Source organism: Flagellimonas lutimaris (assembly GCF_003581615.1).
In the GTDB taxonomy this organism is placed as follows: Bacteria; Bacteroidota; Bacteroidia; order Flavobacteriales; family Flavobacteriaceae; genus Flagellimonas; species Flagellimonas lutimaris.
The window spans coordinates 429,585-444,585 of record NZ_QXFH01000077.1; the positions used below are offsets into that span (position 1 = coordinate 429,585).

The following is a 15,001-nucleotide window of genomic DNA, read 5'->3' on the forward strand; positions in this document are numbered from 1 at the left end:
TTAATCCGCCGCTTTATCTACCAACAATCTACTTGGTCTGTTTGCTATTTCCCATGCCGTATGGAAAATAAGTCTTGAGCGGTTTTCCAAGAGATCATAGTTTATTTTGTCGGGAGTATCGCCTGGTCGGTGATAGTCCGCATGGGTACCGTTGAAATAGAATATGATTGGAATATTGTTTTTCGCAAAGTTGTAGTGATCACTTCTATAATAAAAACGGTTAGGGTCGTTCTCATCATTATAGGTGTAATCAAACTCAATGTTCGTGTACTTTTTATTTACTTCTTCCGACAGATTGTGTAATTCAGTGCTCAATTTATCAGAACCAATGAGGTATAAATAATTTCTGGCGCCAGTATAATTTGGATCTATTCGACCAATCATGTCAATGTTAAGGTTGGCCACGGTGTTTTCCAAAGGAACTACTGGGTCAACATCGGTATAGTACCTCGACCCCAAAAGACCTTTTTCCTCACCTGTTACATGTAAAAAAACCATTGAACGTTTTGGACCATTACCCTCATCAGCGGCTTTTTTAAAGGCTTGGGCAATCTCCAATAAGGCTACGGTACCCGAACCATCGTCGTCTGCCCCATTGTTTATTTGTCCATCGGCAGTAACTCCAATATGGTCCAAATGTGAAGAGATTATTACGTATTCTTCTGGTTTTTCCGTTCCTTCAATAAATGCAACCACATTTTCCGAGTTTATTTCATCATTGCCACTGGTAATATCCATCTTAATATCTGTTGTGATGGGTTTGGGTACGTGATCTTCCTCAATATCCCCTTTCAGGGTTTTGGCGGCGGCATCGTTCAAATAGATCAGTATATCATCACTATTGTCGGAAGCCAATTGCATTCTTCCACTTTTGTTGTTTTTCATAAACTGGAAATAGCCCTGAAACCTTGGAAAACTCAACATATCGTAATACAAGATTCCTTTGGCTCCTTTAGAATGGGCAATATCACTCTTTTTACCAATGGCTTCGGATGCATTGCTCCAAACGGACTTTTCCATATTCCCGGAAATTTCATACATGCCATTTTCATTCACGGGCTCTCCGGCTTTTATCAATACAAACTTTCCCGTAACATCGATACCCGAATAATCGGAGTAATCACCATCTTCAATCCCATAACCGGCATACACTATATTGGTGTAGTTTCCCTTTGCTGCGGAGAATGTAAGTATGTCTTCTCCCAATTCAAAAGTTGTATTGTTTATGCTCATGGTGCCCTCGGGAACCTTGGAAACTTCTAATGGAACTTTTTGAAAATAATTGCCGTTGGATTGGGCAGGTGGCACGTCCAACGATTCGTAGTGGGCCTTTATATATTCAACGGCCTTTTTTTGTCCAGGAGTCCCTGTTTCCCTTCCTTCGAATTCGTCCGAAGCATAGGTATATAAATGTTCTTTTAGGTCTTCCTGTGTAATCGTTTCCGCATAGGCCACTGGACTTGCCATTGGCTTGGGCTGTGGTGCCTCAGAAACGGTCTTCTGAGAAGAATTACAGGCTAAGGCTAGGCCCAAGACCAATAAGGATAGTTTTTTCATTCGTCTGTATATTTTCAAAATCTTCCAAAAATAGTCAAAAGTTTGATAAAGAAATCCCTATGTGCCAATTAACATTTTCCCACCCTTTATGTATCTTGGCGCTTCATTTAATGAATACCACAAACTTGTATTTATGGGCAAGAACAAAAGTGTGATTGTAGTCGGGGGTGGAATTGTGGGACTTTCCACAGCCTATTTTTTGAAGAAGGCAGGACACAGGGTAACCGTGTTGGACAAATCGGACATTACTTCGGGAGCTTCATTTGTAAATGCAGGATACCTTACCCCGAGCCATATTGTTTCCTTGGCTTCACCTGGTATGATTACACAGGGATTGAAATACATGTTCAATTCTTCCAGTCCATTTTATATGAGACCACGGTTAGACCTAGACTTTATCAAGTGGGCTTGGTATTTTAAAAAATCCTCTACCAAAGCTAAAGTAAAACAGGCTATGCCCGTGATTAGGGATATCAATCTTTTGAGTAGGGAACTGTATGAAGGCATACAAGCTTCTGGCGATTTGGGAAAGTTTCAAATTGGAGATAAAGGCTTATTGATGATGTTCCAGTCCAATGAAGCCCGCGACCATGAAATGGAAGTTGTGGAGAAGGCAAAAAAGTTGGGATTAGGTGGCAGGTTGCTCACCAAGGATGAATTGAAGAACCTTGAACCAAATGTGGAAATCAATGCTGAAGGTTCCATTCTTTGGGAATGTGACCGGCATACCACTCCTCCACAGATTATGAAAAGAATGTTGGAATATCTAGTTGAACATGGTGTCGATATTCATAAAAATGAAGCAGTAACGGATGCATCTGTTTCCGAAGGAAAGATAACAGAAGTAAAAACAAATAAGGCAACTTACAAAGCGGATGAAGTTGTTTTTGCTGCGGGTTCATGGACCTCAGATTTATCTAAAAAATTGAATTTAAAATTACCATTGCAAGCAGGTAAGGGATATAGAATCAATATGGAAAAGCCTACAAATATTACCATGCCTGCCATTTTAATGGAAAAAAAGATTGCCGTCACCCCAATGGAAGGATTCACTCGTTTTGCAGGCACCATGGAATTTTCTGGAATAAATCATACGATCCGAAAGGAAAGGGTAGAGGCCATTGCAAAGGGAGTCGAAGGGTACTACAAAGGCCTCCAAATACCCGAAGAAGCCAAAAGCAATGCGAAATGTGGATTAAGACCGGTTTCGCCCGATGGACTTCCTTACATAGGCAGACCCAAAAACATTGATAATTTGACCATTGCTACCGGGCATGCCATGATGGGATGGAGCATGGGACCTGCAACAGGTAAATTGGTCACAGAAATTATTTCTGGTGATAAAACCTCGATGGACATTTCACCTTTTGACCCCCAACGTAGATTTTAGGACATTTCTTGCTGATTGTGGCAGGATATATGCGGTTTAGATTTTTCAGTTGCGTTTTTAACGAGTAATTTTACCGCATGAAAAAACACTACACCATATTATTACTTTTTTCATTCTTCCAGATTCTTGGAATATGGTCTCAAGAGGTACAAATCTTTACTGTAGAGGATTTTGACCTTAAAGGACGGGTTGAGTCATGTTTGGTTTCTGCGGACTATGGCAAGGAATTATTCGAATTTAATAAGGATGGTGTGTTGACCAAGACTGTTACCCAATACAATGATAACGACCAAGACATCACTTACTATAAATACAATAATGGTGAACTGGTAGAAAAACGTATGGAAAGTTATAAGAATAATGTCTTGGATGAATCCACTTCCATGGCCAACTTTTACGAAGTGGATACGATTCCGAACAGAAAAGTTATTGAGAAGATAGTTTCTTATGATAAACAGTTTTTAGAGCAAGAACAATATTATTATGATGATGAAGGAAAGTTGGTTCGGATTATATCATCCAATGGTGATGGAGTAGATGAAACCACTTTTGAATATTCAGAAATAAAGAATGAACATACGGTAAGTACATTTACCAATGGAATTTTACAAAAATCTGTTAGGACTTCTACTAAAAAAGGTCCCAATGATACTCAAAAGGTGGTACTTACCAAGGAGTATATTGATGGTGAACCCAACACAGCCCTTGAAGAAGTTTTTAATAGCATGGGTAATTTGGTAACCAGCGAAGACTTTTTATACGATATGGTCGAAAAGGAATTTGTTTCGCAGAAAAAACGTTTTTATCACTATACGGATGGGTTTTTGAGCAAAGTGGTAAAGAAAACGATAAATACAGAATCTGCGGACAAGTATATTTTTCAATTTGATAGCCATGATCCAAGTAATTGGGTAAAACAAATTGTTGCTCCCAGTAATACTTACATCACCAGAACTATCAAATATTACGAAGAAGAAGCACCTAAGGAGGAAACCACCAATTAAGCGGAAGCTAAATTAAGTTATTGATAATTTGCGGTTTAACTTCATGTCCACCATTAAAGGTAATGGTCTCTGCTAGGCCATGAAATAATTTATCTATTTTGATTTTTTCACCTTTTAATCGGTCCGGTGTTAGGTATTCATCTTGGTCACCATAAATGATTTTTATCTCAGTGGCGTTTTGGTCCAAAAACTCAAAATCCTCAGCAGTAAGTTCATTGGGAATCCCACCTGCATATAGTGCAATCAATTTACATTCCGTCTTTTTTCTTGCCAACCAGCGAGTAGCTACAGATACCCCTTGTGAAAATCCAAAAAGGACGAGGTTTACATTTCCCGGAAGATTTTCAGCCTCAAGAACAGCATCAATATAATTGAGGACGTTTTTTACTTCGGTAGCGGTGTTCTCCTTGGTCAACCAACTTGCACCAACATATTTGTATTCGTTCTTTAGATAATACTTGGATGGAGCTTGAGGAACAATAATGTAATTTTCCTCAGCATTCAAACCATTAAAGTACTTAACAAAATACCGGCTTAGGTATCCGATACCATGAAAAACCAACCAGACATTTTTGGTTTTCGCACCTAATTCGTTCTGCGTCAGGTATGTATTTTCGGTGGTGTAGGTTACCGTCTTTTCTTTGTTGGACATGATTGATAGGGCTTTGTTAGATATTGCAAAAGCTTTGTGTAATTTTACAAAAAAGTAGAGGGATGAACGAACACAAAGAGAAGATTCTATCAGTTTGTAATCAGATTTGCAAAGGAACCCTAATGGAGACATTGGACATCACCTATATTGATGTTGGCGAAAACTTCCTCTTGGCCAAAATGCCTGTTACACCAAAGGTGCATCAGCCTGATGGAGTACTCCATGGAGGTGCCTCGGTGGCGTTGGCCGAAAGTGTGGGCAGTGCCGCATCCTTTATTTTCCTGGATGCAAAAGAGTTCGTTGTTCGTGGAATCGAGATTGCGGCCAACCATGTGCGGTCCATTAAAGAAGGATTTGTTTATGCAAGGGCATCCATTCTTCATAAAGGACGAACTACCCAGCTTTGGGAAATAAAAATTACAGACGAGGAGGGTAATCTGATTTCCAATTGTAAACTGACAACCATTGCGCTACCCAGAAACTAAAACACTGCAGGAGATTTTGGATAGGGCAAAAGATTGTTATGACAGTGGTTTGCCCTTTGTGGTATATCGAAAACCTAATGAAACGGATGTATTTGGTGTTTTTCAGTCCAACGATGAACTAAGGTCCTCCAAAGATTTTACTGAAAAAGGATTTGTGTTTGCTCCCTTTAATGATGACAATCAAGTTGTTTTGCTTCAACCCGATGAGGTTTGGGAAGGAAAATATCAAACAGAAAAATCGGAAGCTATAAAAGACATTAATTTGGATGAATCAGGCAAGGAGGTACACATCGAATTGGTGAAAAAAGGAATTCAAGAGATTGAAACGGGTAGACTTCAAAAAGTAGTGCTTTCCAGAAAAATACAAGTGCGCATTACAAAACCGCCCTTCAAAATATTTAAAACATTACTAAGTAAATACCCCAATGCCTTTGCATATTTTATTCATCACCCAAAAGTTGGAACATGGTGCGGTGCCACACCAGAAACCTTGGTAAAGGTAAAGGACAAAAAATTGAAGACCATGTCCTTGGCTGCTACCTTGCCCTTTATTGAAGATGAAACCCCTAAATGGGGCAACAAGGAAATTGAGGAGCAACAAATGGTATCGGAGTATATCGGGGATAAATTGGCCCATACCATGGAACGTTTGGAAATTGACGAAGCGGAATCGGTAAGGGCAGGCAACCTTTGGCATTTACGTTCAGAGGTACGTGGTACTATGTTGCCTAACCTAAAGGTTAGCGAAGTTGTCCGAGCTTTGCATCCTACTCCCGCTGTATGTGGAATCCCTACGGATGAAGCTCAGAAATTCATTCATAAGAACGAAAACTATAAAAGAACATTTTATACAGGATTTTTGGGCGAATTGAATCTACGTTCCCAAGGAGAGCTCTCCTTGTTCGTAAATTTAAGGTGCATGGAATTACAGGGCGATACGGCTTCCATTTTTGTGGGAGGGGGAATTACGGAGGCCTCCGACCCCGAAAGCGAATGGATTGAGACCCAAAACAAAAGCAAAACCATGCTGGGTATTCTGTAAAATGATGCCGTACATTATAGCAATTTACTATCCAGATGATGTATTTTTGTAGTCCATGATGTACTCAGATATACCTTCTGCGCAAACCTTGGTATTGTATTTCAAATCAAGGGGAGTTAAAAATATTGTTATCTCGCCAGGGTCTAGAAATGCCCCATTGACCATCGGTTTTACCAAAAACACCTTCTTTAGTTGTTACAGCATTGTAGATGAGCGCTGTGCTGCTTTTTTTGCCATGGGTATGGCTCAGCATTTGCAGGAACCAGTGGCGGTGCTTTGCTCTTCTGGTAGCGCCATGTTGAATTTTTACCCGGCGGTAGCTGAAGCTTTTTATAGTGATATTCCCTTGATTGTGGTTTCTGCGGATAGGCCCAGTTATCGAATTGATATTGGAGATGGACAGACCATCCGACAAGAAAATGTACTGGAAAAGCACATTGGCTATTCTGCTAATTTGAAACAAGATGTTTCTCACGTAACAAATACCATTTCAAAATATGGTAAGTCGCTGTTGAATGAAAGTCAAGAGGAAATTCAAAAATATAATGAAGGAGAAGTAACCAAAGCACTTGCAGTGGCTTTTGATGAAAAATACCCCGTTCACATCAACGTCCCGTTTGAAGAACCTTTGTATGGTAGGGTAGAAGTGCCATCAGTACAGATTAAAGATTTCGAGAAAAGCTTGAAAGAAGATACATCAAGTGAGGAAAATTGGGAAGAATTAGCCAATGTTTGGAATAATAGTCCGCGTAAAATGGTTTTGGTGGGGGTGAATCAGCCGAATACAATTGAAACAAAGGTTTTGGAAGCTTTGGCGAGAGACCCCAATACTTTGTTGTTTACAGAGACAACATCCAACTTGCACCATCCTGAATTTTTTGAGAGCATAGATAGTATTATTGCCCCCATTGAAAAATCAGAGAATAGCGATGAACTTTTCAAAAAATTACAACCTGAGCTTTTGGTGACTTTTGGAGGTTTGATTGTTTCAAAAAAAATAAAAGCCTTTCTGCGCGAGTACAAGCCAAAACAGCACTGGCATGTGGACATTAAAAAAGCAAACGATACTTTTTATTGCTTGACGAAACATATCAAAATCAGTCCCAACCGGTTTTTCACAAACATGGGGGAAAATGGTTCGGGCGAAAGTGATTTCAAGGCATTTTGGGAGAACAAAAAGGAGAAGTATGAAGAAAAACGAGGGGCTTATCTTCAGAAAATCCCATTTTCCGATTTTGTTGCTTTTGACCAAATCATAAAAAAAATACCCAAAGGGTATCAAGTACATTTGGCAAATAGTTCAACGGTTAGGTATGCACAACTTTTTCCTATGGATGAGTCGTTAAAAGTGTTCTGTAACCGAGGTACAAGTGGTATAGACGGGACGACATCAACGGCCGTGGGTAGCTCTATTTACAGCAAAGAACCAACATTGCTTCTAACGGGCGACCTAAGTTTTTTTTATGATAGTAATGCGTTGTGGAACACATATATACGTCCTGATTTTAGAATTATCCTTATCAATAATTCTGGCGGGGGAATCTTTAGAATACTACCAGGGAAAGAGGATACAAAAGAGTTTGAGACCTTTTTTGAGACGAGTCACGAATTATCTGCTAAACACTTGGCAGATATGTACGGTTTTGAGCATATCAGTGCCGAAAATGAAGCTGAACTGGAAGAATCTCTCCAAGGATTCTATTTAAAATCTACGAAACCTAAAATCATGGAAGTCGCCACACCACGGGTTTTAAACAATAAAATTTTGCTTGGGTACTTCGATTTCATATCTTAGAACTTTAGCTATAAGTCAAACAAGAACACTAACAAAATTATGAGTAAAAGAGACGAATTAATAGAAAAGTACGCCGAGGACATCAAAAGTAAATTTGGTCAAACGCCAGACATCGATTTGTTGACCAAAGTGGCCATAGGCTTGGGACCGGCCATTTATAATTTGGATGCCTCAAAAGTTTCTGGTTCCGATGAGAAGGAATTGGAAACCGTAAAGAACAATTTTTTGATCAAAAAATTAGGTTTGGCAGAAACACCAGCTTTGATGGAATCCATTAATAGCGTTATAGATGCTTATGGAAAGTCTGAAAAGAACAAACACCGTGCGGTCATTTATTATATGTTGGCCAAACACTTTGGAAAAGAATCGGTTTATAATTAGGATTACGACAACGCCAAGGAAGCTGCTCTTGATTTAGGGGCAGCTTTTTTTATACCCATAATTTACAGCTACCTTTGCCAAATGATAGAATTGGGAAACTACAATACCCTTAAGGTGTTAAGAAGCACTAGCATAGGACTTTTTTTGGGAGATGATGAGGGCACGGAAATACTATTGCCAAACAAATATGTGCCCGAAGATTTTGAAATAGACCAAGACATGAAAGTGTTTTGTTATTTGGACAATGCCGAACGACCCATTTCCACAACTTTAAAACCCAAGCTAATCCGTAATGGTTTTGCTTATCTGGAAGTGGTCGAAGTTGGAGCATACGGTGCTTTTTTGGATTGGGGTCTGGAAAAACACTTGCTTGTTCCCTTTAGGGAACAGTCAGAAAGAATGGAAGACGGGAACAAGTATATTGTTCATTGTTACATGGACGAGGAAAGCATGCGTCTTACAGGGTCGAGTAGGGTAGATAAGTTTCTTTCAAATGAAAGTTTGGATTATAATCAAAATGACCTAGTGAATCTTTTGGTATATCGTAAAACCCCATTAGGTTGGGAGGTTATTGTGGATAACATGCACAAAGGACTCATTTTTGATAGTGATATTTTTAAGCCTGTTTCCGTTGGAGATGAGTTAAAAGGATACGTGAAAAATGTTAGGGATGATAAAAAAATAGATATATCTCTACAGCCAATTGGTGCCAAAATGTTGGAACCAACCGCAAAAATGATATTGGATAAATTGGAGGAAAACAATGGATTTTTACCTCTTCACGATAAATCATCTCCAGAGGACATCAAAAAGACATTGCACCTCAGTAAAAAGGCTTTTAAAAAAGGGGTTGGAATTTTATATCGCCAACGTAAAATCAACATTCAAGATGATGGAATTCACTTAATTTAATTAAAAGAATCCAACGAGACCAGATTATTTGAAGCTTTACAGGCGTAAAGTTTTTTTCTTTCTGCAAAAACTCTATTTTTGTATAGATTCAGATTAACTTATTGGTTGTTATGTTTTTAGCATAGCATTTAATTATAACCCCTTCACAATATGCCTTTTATTGAAGAAAGCGATTTGTTGGACCTTCATAAGGATATAGATAAGGCCCAGATTATCAACGAAAGACTTCTAGACCAAATAAAATACAAGAATAAAGACCTTCGTAAAATAAAACTGCAACGGAATATTCTTTTGGGTTTTGTCGGACTTTTTGTGATAGGCACTTTGGCCATTACTTCCTTTACGGCGGGGCTAAGCAGTAAGCAATCTTTTGAAAACCAAAGTAATGTTTTATATTCTTTGGATAGCTTGCAAGTAATTAAAGCTCGGATTGATAATCTTAAAAGTCAAAACGAAGAGCTCAGTTTGGTGAAAGAATTTTACTTGGCCAAAGAGTTTTTGAACAAGGAGAAAATATATTCTGTTCAAGTAAAGTCTTTTGTAGAAAACAACGTAACCTTGGCTTCCGAGGCACTGACTAATACTCTCTTTGTGAAAACCAATCCTTTTTATGCGTATTCCATTGGTAATTTTGAAACTCTGGAAGAAGCGCAGAAATTTAGAAAACAATTGGTTCAAATGGGTTTTAATGATGCATTTGTCGCCTCCTACAAAGATGGTCAAAGAGTTAAAATAGAAGATCCGTATTAATCTTGGGAAATACAAAGGCTTGGATACAAGCTGCTAGACTTCGTACACTTCCTCTTTCTTTATCGGGAATTATTGTTGGTACTGCATTGGCCATTTTAGAAGGTCGGTTTGAGATGCATATATTTATACTGGCCCTCTTGACCACGGTTGGTTTTCAGGTCACCTCTAACTTTGCCAACGACTACGGCGACGGGGTTAAAGGAACCGACAATGAAGACCGAATAGGCCCGGCAAGGGCACTACAAAGTGGTTCCATCACCCGAAAATCGCTCAAAACAGGAATTATTATCTCTATTCTTATCAGTATGGCGGTTGCCTTGACTCTTATTTACTTAGCTTTTGGCCAAGAGAACCTTACCTATATACTTGTTTTTTTTGTTCTTGGTCTTTTAAGTATCTGGGCGGCCATAAAATATACCGTAGGTTCCAACGCATATGGTTACAGGGGTATGGGGGACCTTTTCGTATTCCTTTTCTTTGGATTGTTAGGTGTTCTAGGAAGTATGTTTTTATATACGAAAACTCTTGGATGGACTTCGCTTTTGCCTGCAATTTCCATTGGGCTTTTATGTGTAGCAGTGCTAAACCTGAATAACTTGCGCGATATGGTTTCCGACAAAAAGCATGGTAAGATTACCATGGTTGTGTCTCTGGGGTTTGAAAACGGAAAGCGATATCATTTCCTTTTGATTTTCGGAGCATTGATTTGCTTTTCATTGTTTGTTTGGATAGAAAGTTTTGACTGGAGATATTCATTTTTTATGTTGGCATTTGTGCCATTATTAATTCATTTGAGAAAAGTAATGATGACCAAAAACCCAGCCAGTTTAGATCCAGAACTTAAGAAAGTAGCGTTGAGTACCTTTTTGTTAGCTATTTTATTCTTCATTTCAGTCAATATTTTTTTGTAAATTTGATTAACAACCAAATAAACTTTAAGGAACTTGGAACATCCGATAAAAATTTTAATCGTAGAGGATAATGTTATCATCGCAGATGATATGCAATCCATGCTAGAGGAAATCGGCTATGAAATTGTTGACAATGTCATAGTGTACGAACAGGCAGTTGATGTATTAAAAAACAACCATGTTGATTTGGTGTTGATTGATATTATCTTGGCATCCGACAAAACAGGTATCGATCTCGGTAAGCATATTCGTGAAACATACAACATACCTTTCATATTTGTCACTTCCAACTCGGACCGTGCTACCGTTGAAAATGCAAAAACGGTAAAGCCAGACGGTTATTTGGTAAAACCTTTTGAACAGCAAGACCTCTATACATCGATAGAAATAGCTCTTTCCAATTTTAACTATGCTAAAAAAGGAGTCGGTAAAATGGAAGACCAAGAAGCTGCAGATGAGATAACCTCCAACTCTGTATTAAAGGATTCTATCTTTGTAAAGAAGCAACATCTTTATTACCGGATTCAATTTACCGACATCCAATTTATAAAAGCGGATAATGTTTATTTGGAGGTAAATACGGTGGACAAAAAGTTTTTGGTTCGGTCGCCATTGAAGGATTATTTGGAAAAACTGCCAAAGAACAAATTCTATAGGGCCCATAAATCATACATTGTAAATGTAGACCATATCGATGCCATCAATTCTAAAGATATTATGATCAACAATAATCTTATCCCTATATCCAAGGACTTTAAGGAGTTTATTCTTTCATCAATGAACAGTTAATGTTCCCTCAATTTAAAGAATATTATAAGGTGCCCAATGGGCACTTTTTTTTGTGAATATTATAATTGTAAGATAACCACAACTTTTAAAGAGTTCACAACAATATTTTTCTTCACACTTTCAATACCCATACTTTAGTAGTGTAATAATTCAGAAAGTAATTTTTTCATTTTCATATAGTGTTCTCGTAAAAGGGTCTTGTTGTAAAAAGCAGGGCCTTTTTCAATTTGATACGCTTTGTGCCGCTTGGTTTATTCCATGAAAAGCATAAAACATCGATAAAATGCTTCTTCACATACAAACTTTATCTTTTCACAACAGAAAATAACACTTTCACAACAATAGTGATCAACTCTTTCCTTTGGGATTTAATTTTGTAACCAAACTAACGTTCTTTATATACCCCATACATTGAATTTCAGTTAACTGTTTTATTTTTTGAATTCAATTGGTTATCGGGGCAATAAAGGAAAAAAGGGCACGATAATAATATAGGGCAACGCAAAGCGTGGTCACTGTATCAATTAAATTAATGGGACGTTACGTAAGACTTTTATTTACCACGATATATTTTGTTTTTCTTTCCACAACAACGGCACAGACTATTGATGGAGATGAGGAAAGTGTCCTGAAAGAATTTCAGGATACCGACCAACCCGCTCAGCGGTTCCAGGTCTTTTTCAATTCTTTGGACCGGTACAATGTGAATTCTGCCTATGATTGGTTGGATACCATCAAAATCTATCTGGCCAATGCCGAAAAAACGGAGGATACCATTGCATCCCGTCTCTACCAAATAATGCAAGCGCAGGTTTATAATGATTTGGGTGAATACGACAAGAGTACCGTCCTCGCCAAGGAATTGATGGATACCAAGGATTCCTTTGATGTAGCATACCAAAAGGTAATACTCGACGTACTCGACAATAACTATGCTAACCTTCAATTGTATGATAAGCAAATAGAAGTACGTGAAGAAAAGCGTGAACTGGGTATTACCGAAAACATTGCTTTCTATGATATCTATAGCAATTTAGGGCTATACAGGGAAGCTTGGCAACAATATGCCCAAGAGGTAAAACCCACCATAGCTGACAACGATTCCTATGGTTTGGCCAAGTACCACACTAAAATGGGCAACTACCTTCGATTGGACGACTCCGCTCCAACTGCCCTTAAAGAATTGAACAAAGCCAAAGGCTACTTGAACGTTTACCTTAACGATGTATCCATTCAAAACAGTGAAAGCGACATCTTTGAAGCCGAATTGCTCAAGGCCAGAATAGATGGCGGTATTGCCAAATGTCATGTGGAATTGGGTGAGTATGAGACGGCCATCCCCTTGTTGGAAGAAAGCATCGAAGTCTTAAAAACATCCGCCAGCAATGCAGACCAAAGCGAAGTGGTGGAAAACTCCCTGTTTTTAGCCGAAGCCAATCTACAGGAAGATGCTTTCTCAAAAGCAAAAACAATACTTGATCAGGAGTTTGACAACATCAATGTTTTTCAAACCATAAAAAGGAACAGCCTATTGGCAGCCTATTACGATAAAATAGAAAGTTACAAGAATGCAGCAGCGTACTACAAACGCAATGAAAGGATTGAAGACTCCTTGGCAGAAAAGCAATCGACCATAATAAAACAGCAATTGGTAACCATTGTTGCCAATAAGAATTTGGAGAATTCACAAAGGCTCATAGACGAGCAAAAGAGGATCAACGAATTAGCCCGGAGCGAGATGAAAGCCAAGGACGAACGAATCAATTTGGTGTTCATTTCTTTGATATTTACCCTTTTAGGTTTTGCAGGGTTGGTGTATGCCTACCTTAAAAGTATCAAAAATCAGCGTTTGATCGCGGAGCAAAAACATATCATTGAAAATTCACTTGTAGAAAAAGACTCATTGCTTAAAGAGATACACCACAGGGTAAAGAACAATCTCCAGATGGTATCCAGTTTATTGAGCCTACAAACAAAAAATACCCGGAGTAAAGCAGCAATTGAAGCATTGGAGGAAGGAAAGAGTAGGGTAAAGGCCATGGCCTTGATACATCAAAAATTATATCAGAACGATGATCTTTCGGTGATAGAAATGCAAGGCTATATCGAAAGTTTGATTAATAGCGTACAATCCGTTTACAAAAAAGGAGGTCACAATATTAGCATTACCATCGATGCAGAAGGCACCGAGTTGGACATTGATCGTGCCATTCCATTTGGTTTGATATTGAACGAACTCGTATCCAATTCATTTAAATATGCCTTTCCTGAGAATGATGATGACGGTAAGATATATATCCATTTGCGTAAAAACGGAGACCAAGGCTATTTTGAATACACCGATAATGGCATAGGACTTCCAGAAGATACCGATGAGCGTGCACACTCGTCCATGGGTATTCGCCTCATCAATCGTTTGGTAAACCAGTTACAATCCAAATTAAATGTGGATAGGCAAGTTGAAGGGGTGCGTTTTTGGTTCAACTTTAGTTGATATTACCGTACCTGGCTTTTCAATACCATTTTGTGCAGTAGTTTGGGGAAAAATCTTTTTAAGTAAACTCCCTTCACTTCTTTTCCTCCAACATATACCTCAAATTTGTCTTTTTCAATGGCGGAAATCATTTTTTTTGCTGCCAGTTCAGGGGTAATTCCGTTTTGCGTGGCAACATCATCATCTTTTTGAGGTGAGCCATCAGCAGTTAATGCATTTTTGGCCACATTGGTCTGTACAAAGCCGGGGCAAACCATCGTAACCTTCACGCCGTCTTTTTCATGCTCCATTCGCATCACATCAAAAAAACCATGCAGGGCATGCTTGGCCCCGCAATAACCAGAACGGTAAGGCGAACCAAATTTGCCCATTAAGCTGGTCACTGTTACAAAATGGCCATACTTATTGGCGATAAAATGTGGTAAAATAGCTTTGGAGAGTGCCACGGTACCCAAATAATTGATATCCATGAGCTGCTCATAAACTTCCAATTTGGTGTCTTTGATCAAGGAACGTTGACTAATCCCAGCATTGTTAACCAAAATATCCACCTTACCATAAAAGGAAATGGCTTTTTGAGCCAGATTCTCCATCTCTTCATGGTTTTTGAGGTCTAAGGGTAGAATGGAAATATTCTCAGGGCTTTCACACAACTCTTTTACTTTCATAAGCTCGTCTTTACGCCTTGATGAAATAATCAAATTACAAGAATATGAACTCAGTGTTATGACCAAACTTTTACCTATTCCCGAAGAAGCTCCGGTTACCCAAATGGTTTTTCCATTGATACTTGACATAAGTGCTGTTTTAGATTTAAAATATACTTAAATTTGGTATAC

General features: G+C 38.6%; 14 protein-coding genes. 11 read left to right on the forward strand and 3 right to left on the reverse strand.

The features are described from left to right. Positions 1–1,557: a M28 family peptidase gene (locus D2V08_RS16115; protein ID WP_119609400.1), complete on the reverse strand. Its 1,557-nt coding sequence runs from the start codon at positions 1,555–1,557 to the stop codon at positions 1–3. A gap of 133 nt (positions 1,558–1,690) precedes the next feature. Here D2V08_RS16115 and D2V08_RS16120 point away from each other — a divergent pair, with 133 nt between their 5' ends. Beyond that, entirely contained in the window at positions 1,691–2,947 is a 1,257-nt protein-coding gene (locus tag D2V08_RS16120) for an NAD(P)/FAD-dependent oxidoreductase (RefSeq protein WP_119609689.1), read from the forward strand. A gap of 77 nt (positions 2,948–3,024) precedes the next feature. Continuing rightward, complete coding sequence (locus D2V08_RS16125; RefSeq protein WP_119609402.1) at positions 3,025–3,951, forward strand: hypothetical protein; 927 nt, start codon at positions 3,025–3,027, stop codon at positions 3,949–3,951. A gap of 7 nt (positions 3,952–3,958) precedes the next feature. Here D2V08_RS16125 and D2V08_RS16130 read toward each other — a convergent pair whose 3' ends face one another. Further along, positions 3,959–4,603: an alpha/beta hydrolase gene (locus D2V08_RS16130; RefSeq protein WP_119609404.1), complete on the reverse strand. Its 645-nt coding sequence runs from the start codon at positions 4,601–4,603 to the stop codon at positions 3,959–3,961. Between the two features lie 62 nt (positions 4,604–4,665). Here D2V08_RS16130 and D2V08_RS16135 point away from each other — a divergent pair, with 62 nt between their 5' ends. The 9 genes from D2V08_RS16135 to D2V08_RS16175 all read left to right on the forward strand — a co-directional run bounded on the left by D2V08_RS16135 (position 4,666) and on the right by D2V08_RS16175 (position 14,162). Then, on the forward strand, positions 4,666–5,088 hold the full coding sequence (locus tag D2V08_RS16135; protein ID WP_119609406.1) for a PaaI family thioesterase: 423 nt from the start codon (positions 4,666–4,668) through the stop codon (positions 5,086–5,088). After that, entirely contained in the window at positions 5,069–6,130 is a 1,062-nt protein-coding gene (locus tag D2V08_RS16140; protein WP_245980609.1) for a chorismate-binding protein, read from the forward strand. Before D2V08_RS16135 ends, D2V08_RS16140 begins: the two co-directional genes overlap by 20 nt. Before the next feature lie 55 nt (positions 6,131–6,185). Continuing rightward, positions 6,186–7,925, forward strand: a complete 1,740-nt coding sequence (menD, locus tag D2V08_RS16145; RefSeq protein ID WP_119609408.1) for a 2-succinyl-5-enolpyruvyl-6-hydroxy-3-cyclohexene-1-carboxylic-acid synthase — start codon at positions 6,186–6,188, stop codon at positions 7,923–7,925. 39 nt (positions 7,926–7,964) lie between these two features. Continuing rightward, positions 7,965–8,306 (forward strand): DUF2853 family protein, encoded by a 342-nt coding sequence (locus D2V08_RS16150; protein WP_119609410.1) that lies wholly within the window; start codon positions 7,965–7,967, stop codon positions 8,304–8,306. An 81-nt stretch (positions 8,307–8,387) separates the two neighbouring features. Then, positions 8,388–9,218 (forward strand): CvfB family protein, encoded by an 831-nt coding sequence (locus D2V08_RS16155; protein WP_119609412.1) that lies wholly within the window; start codon positions 8,388–8,390, stop codon positions 9,216–9,218. Between the two features lie 150 nt (positions 9,219–9,368). After that, positions 9,369–9,968, forward strand: coding sequence for an SPOR domain-containing protein (locus D2V08_RS16160; RefSeq protein ID WP_119609414.1), 600 nt, complete (start codon positions 9,369–9,371; stop codon positions 9,966–9,968). 2 nt (positions 9,969–9,970) lie between these two features. Further along, on the forward strand, positions 9,971–10,879 hold the full coding sequence (gene menA / locus D2V08_RS16165) for a 1,4-dihydroxy-2-naphthoate octaprenyltransferase (protein WP_119609416.1): 909 nt from the start codon (positions 9,971–9,973) through the stop codon (positions 10,877–10,879). 33 nt (positions 10,880–10,912) lie between these two features. Next, positions 10,913–11,668: a LytR/AlgR family response regulator transcription factor gene (locus tag D2V08_RS16170; RefSeq protein WP_119609418.1), complete on the forward strand. Its 756-nt coding sequence runs from the start codon at positions 10,913–10,915 to the stop codon at positions 11,666–11,668. 532 nt (positions 11,669–12,200) lie between these two features. Beyond that, a complete protein-coding gene (locus D2V08_RS16175) occupies positions 12,201–14,162 on the forward strand; it encodes a sensor histidine kinase (protein WP_119609420.1) in 1,962 nt (653 codons plus the stop codon). 2 nt (positions 14,163–14,164) lie between these two features. Here D2V08_RS16175 and D2V08_RS16180 read toward each other — a convergent pair whose 3' ends face one another. Next, on the reverse strand, positions 14,165–14,959 hold the full coding sequence (locus tag D2V08_RS16180) for an SDR family oxidoreductase (protein WP_119609422.1): 795 nt from the start codon (positions 14,957–14,959) through the stop codon (positions 14,165–14,167). Positions 14,960–15,001: the final 42 nt, after the last annotated feature.

Excerpts from the sequence above, each read along its gene's own strand:
- D2V08_RS16115 (WP_119609400.1), bottom strand. The coding sequence starts at position 1,557 with ATGAAAAAACTATCCTTATTGGTCTTGGGCCTAGCCTTAGCCTGTAAT.
- D2V08_RS16120 (WP_119609689.1), top strand. The coding sequence starts at position 1,691 with ATGGGCAAGAACAAAAGTGTGATTGTAGTCGGGGGTGGAATTGTGGGA.
- D2V08_RS16125 (WP_119609402.1), top strand. The coding sequence starts at position 3,025 with ATGAAAAAACACTACACCATATTATTACTTTTTTCATTCTTCCAGATT.
- D2V08_RS16130 (WP_119609404.1), bottom strand. The coding sequence starts at position 4,603 with ATGTCCAACAAAGAAAAGACGGTAACCTACACCACCGAAAATACATAC.
- D2V08_RS16135 (WP_119609406.1), top strand. The coding sequence starts at position 4,666 with ATGAACGAACACAAAGAGAAGATTCTATCAGTTTGTAATCAGATTTGC.
- menD (WP_119609408.1), top strand. The coding sequence starts at position 6,186 with ATGATGTACTCAGATATACCTTCTGCGCAAACCTTGGTATTGTATTTC.
- D2V08_RS16150 (WP_119609410.1), top strand. The coding sequence starts at position 7,965 with ATGAGTAAAAGAGACGAATTAATAGAAAAGTACGCCGAGGACATCAAA.
- D2V08_RS16155 (WP_119609412.1), top strand. The coding sequence starts at position 8,388 with ATGATAGAATTGGGAAACTACAATACCCTTAAGGTGTTAAGAAGCACT.
- D2V08_RS16160 (WP_119609414.1), top strand. The coding sequence starts at position 9,369 with ATGCCTTTTATTGAAGAAAGCGATTTGTTGGACCTTCATAAGGATATA.
- D2V08_RS16175 (WP_119609420.1), top strand. The coding sequence starts at position 12,201 with ATGGGACGTTACGTAAGACTTTTATTTACCACGATATATTTTGTTTTT.
- D2V08_RS16180 (WP_119609422.1), bottom strand. The coding sequence starts at position 14,959 with ATGTCAAGTATCAATGGAAAAACCATTTGGGTAACCGGAGCTTCTTCG.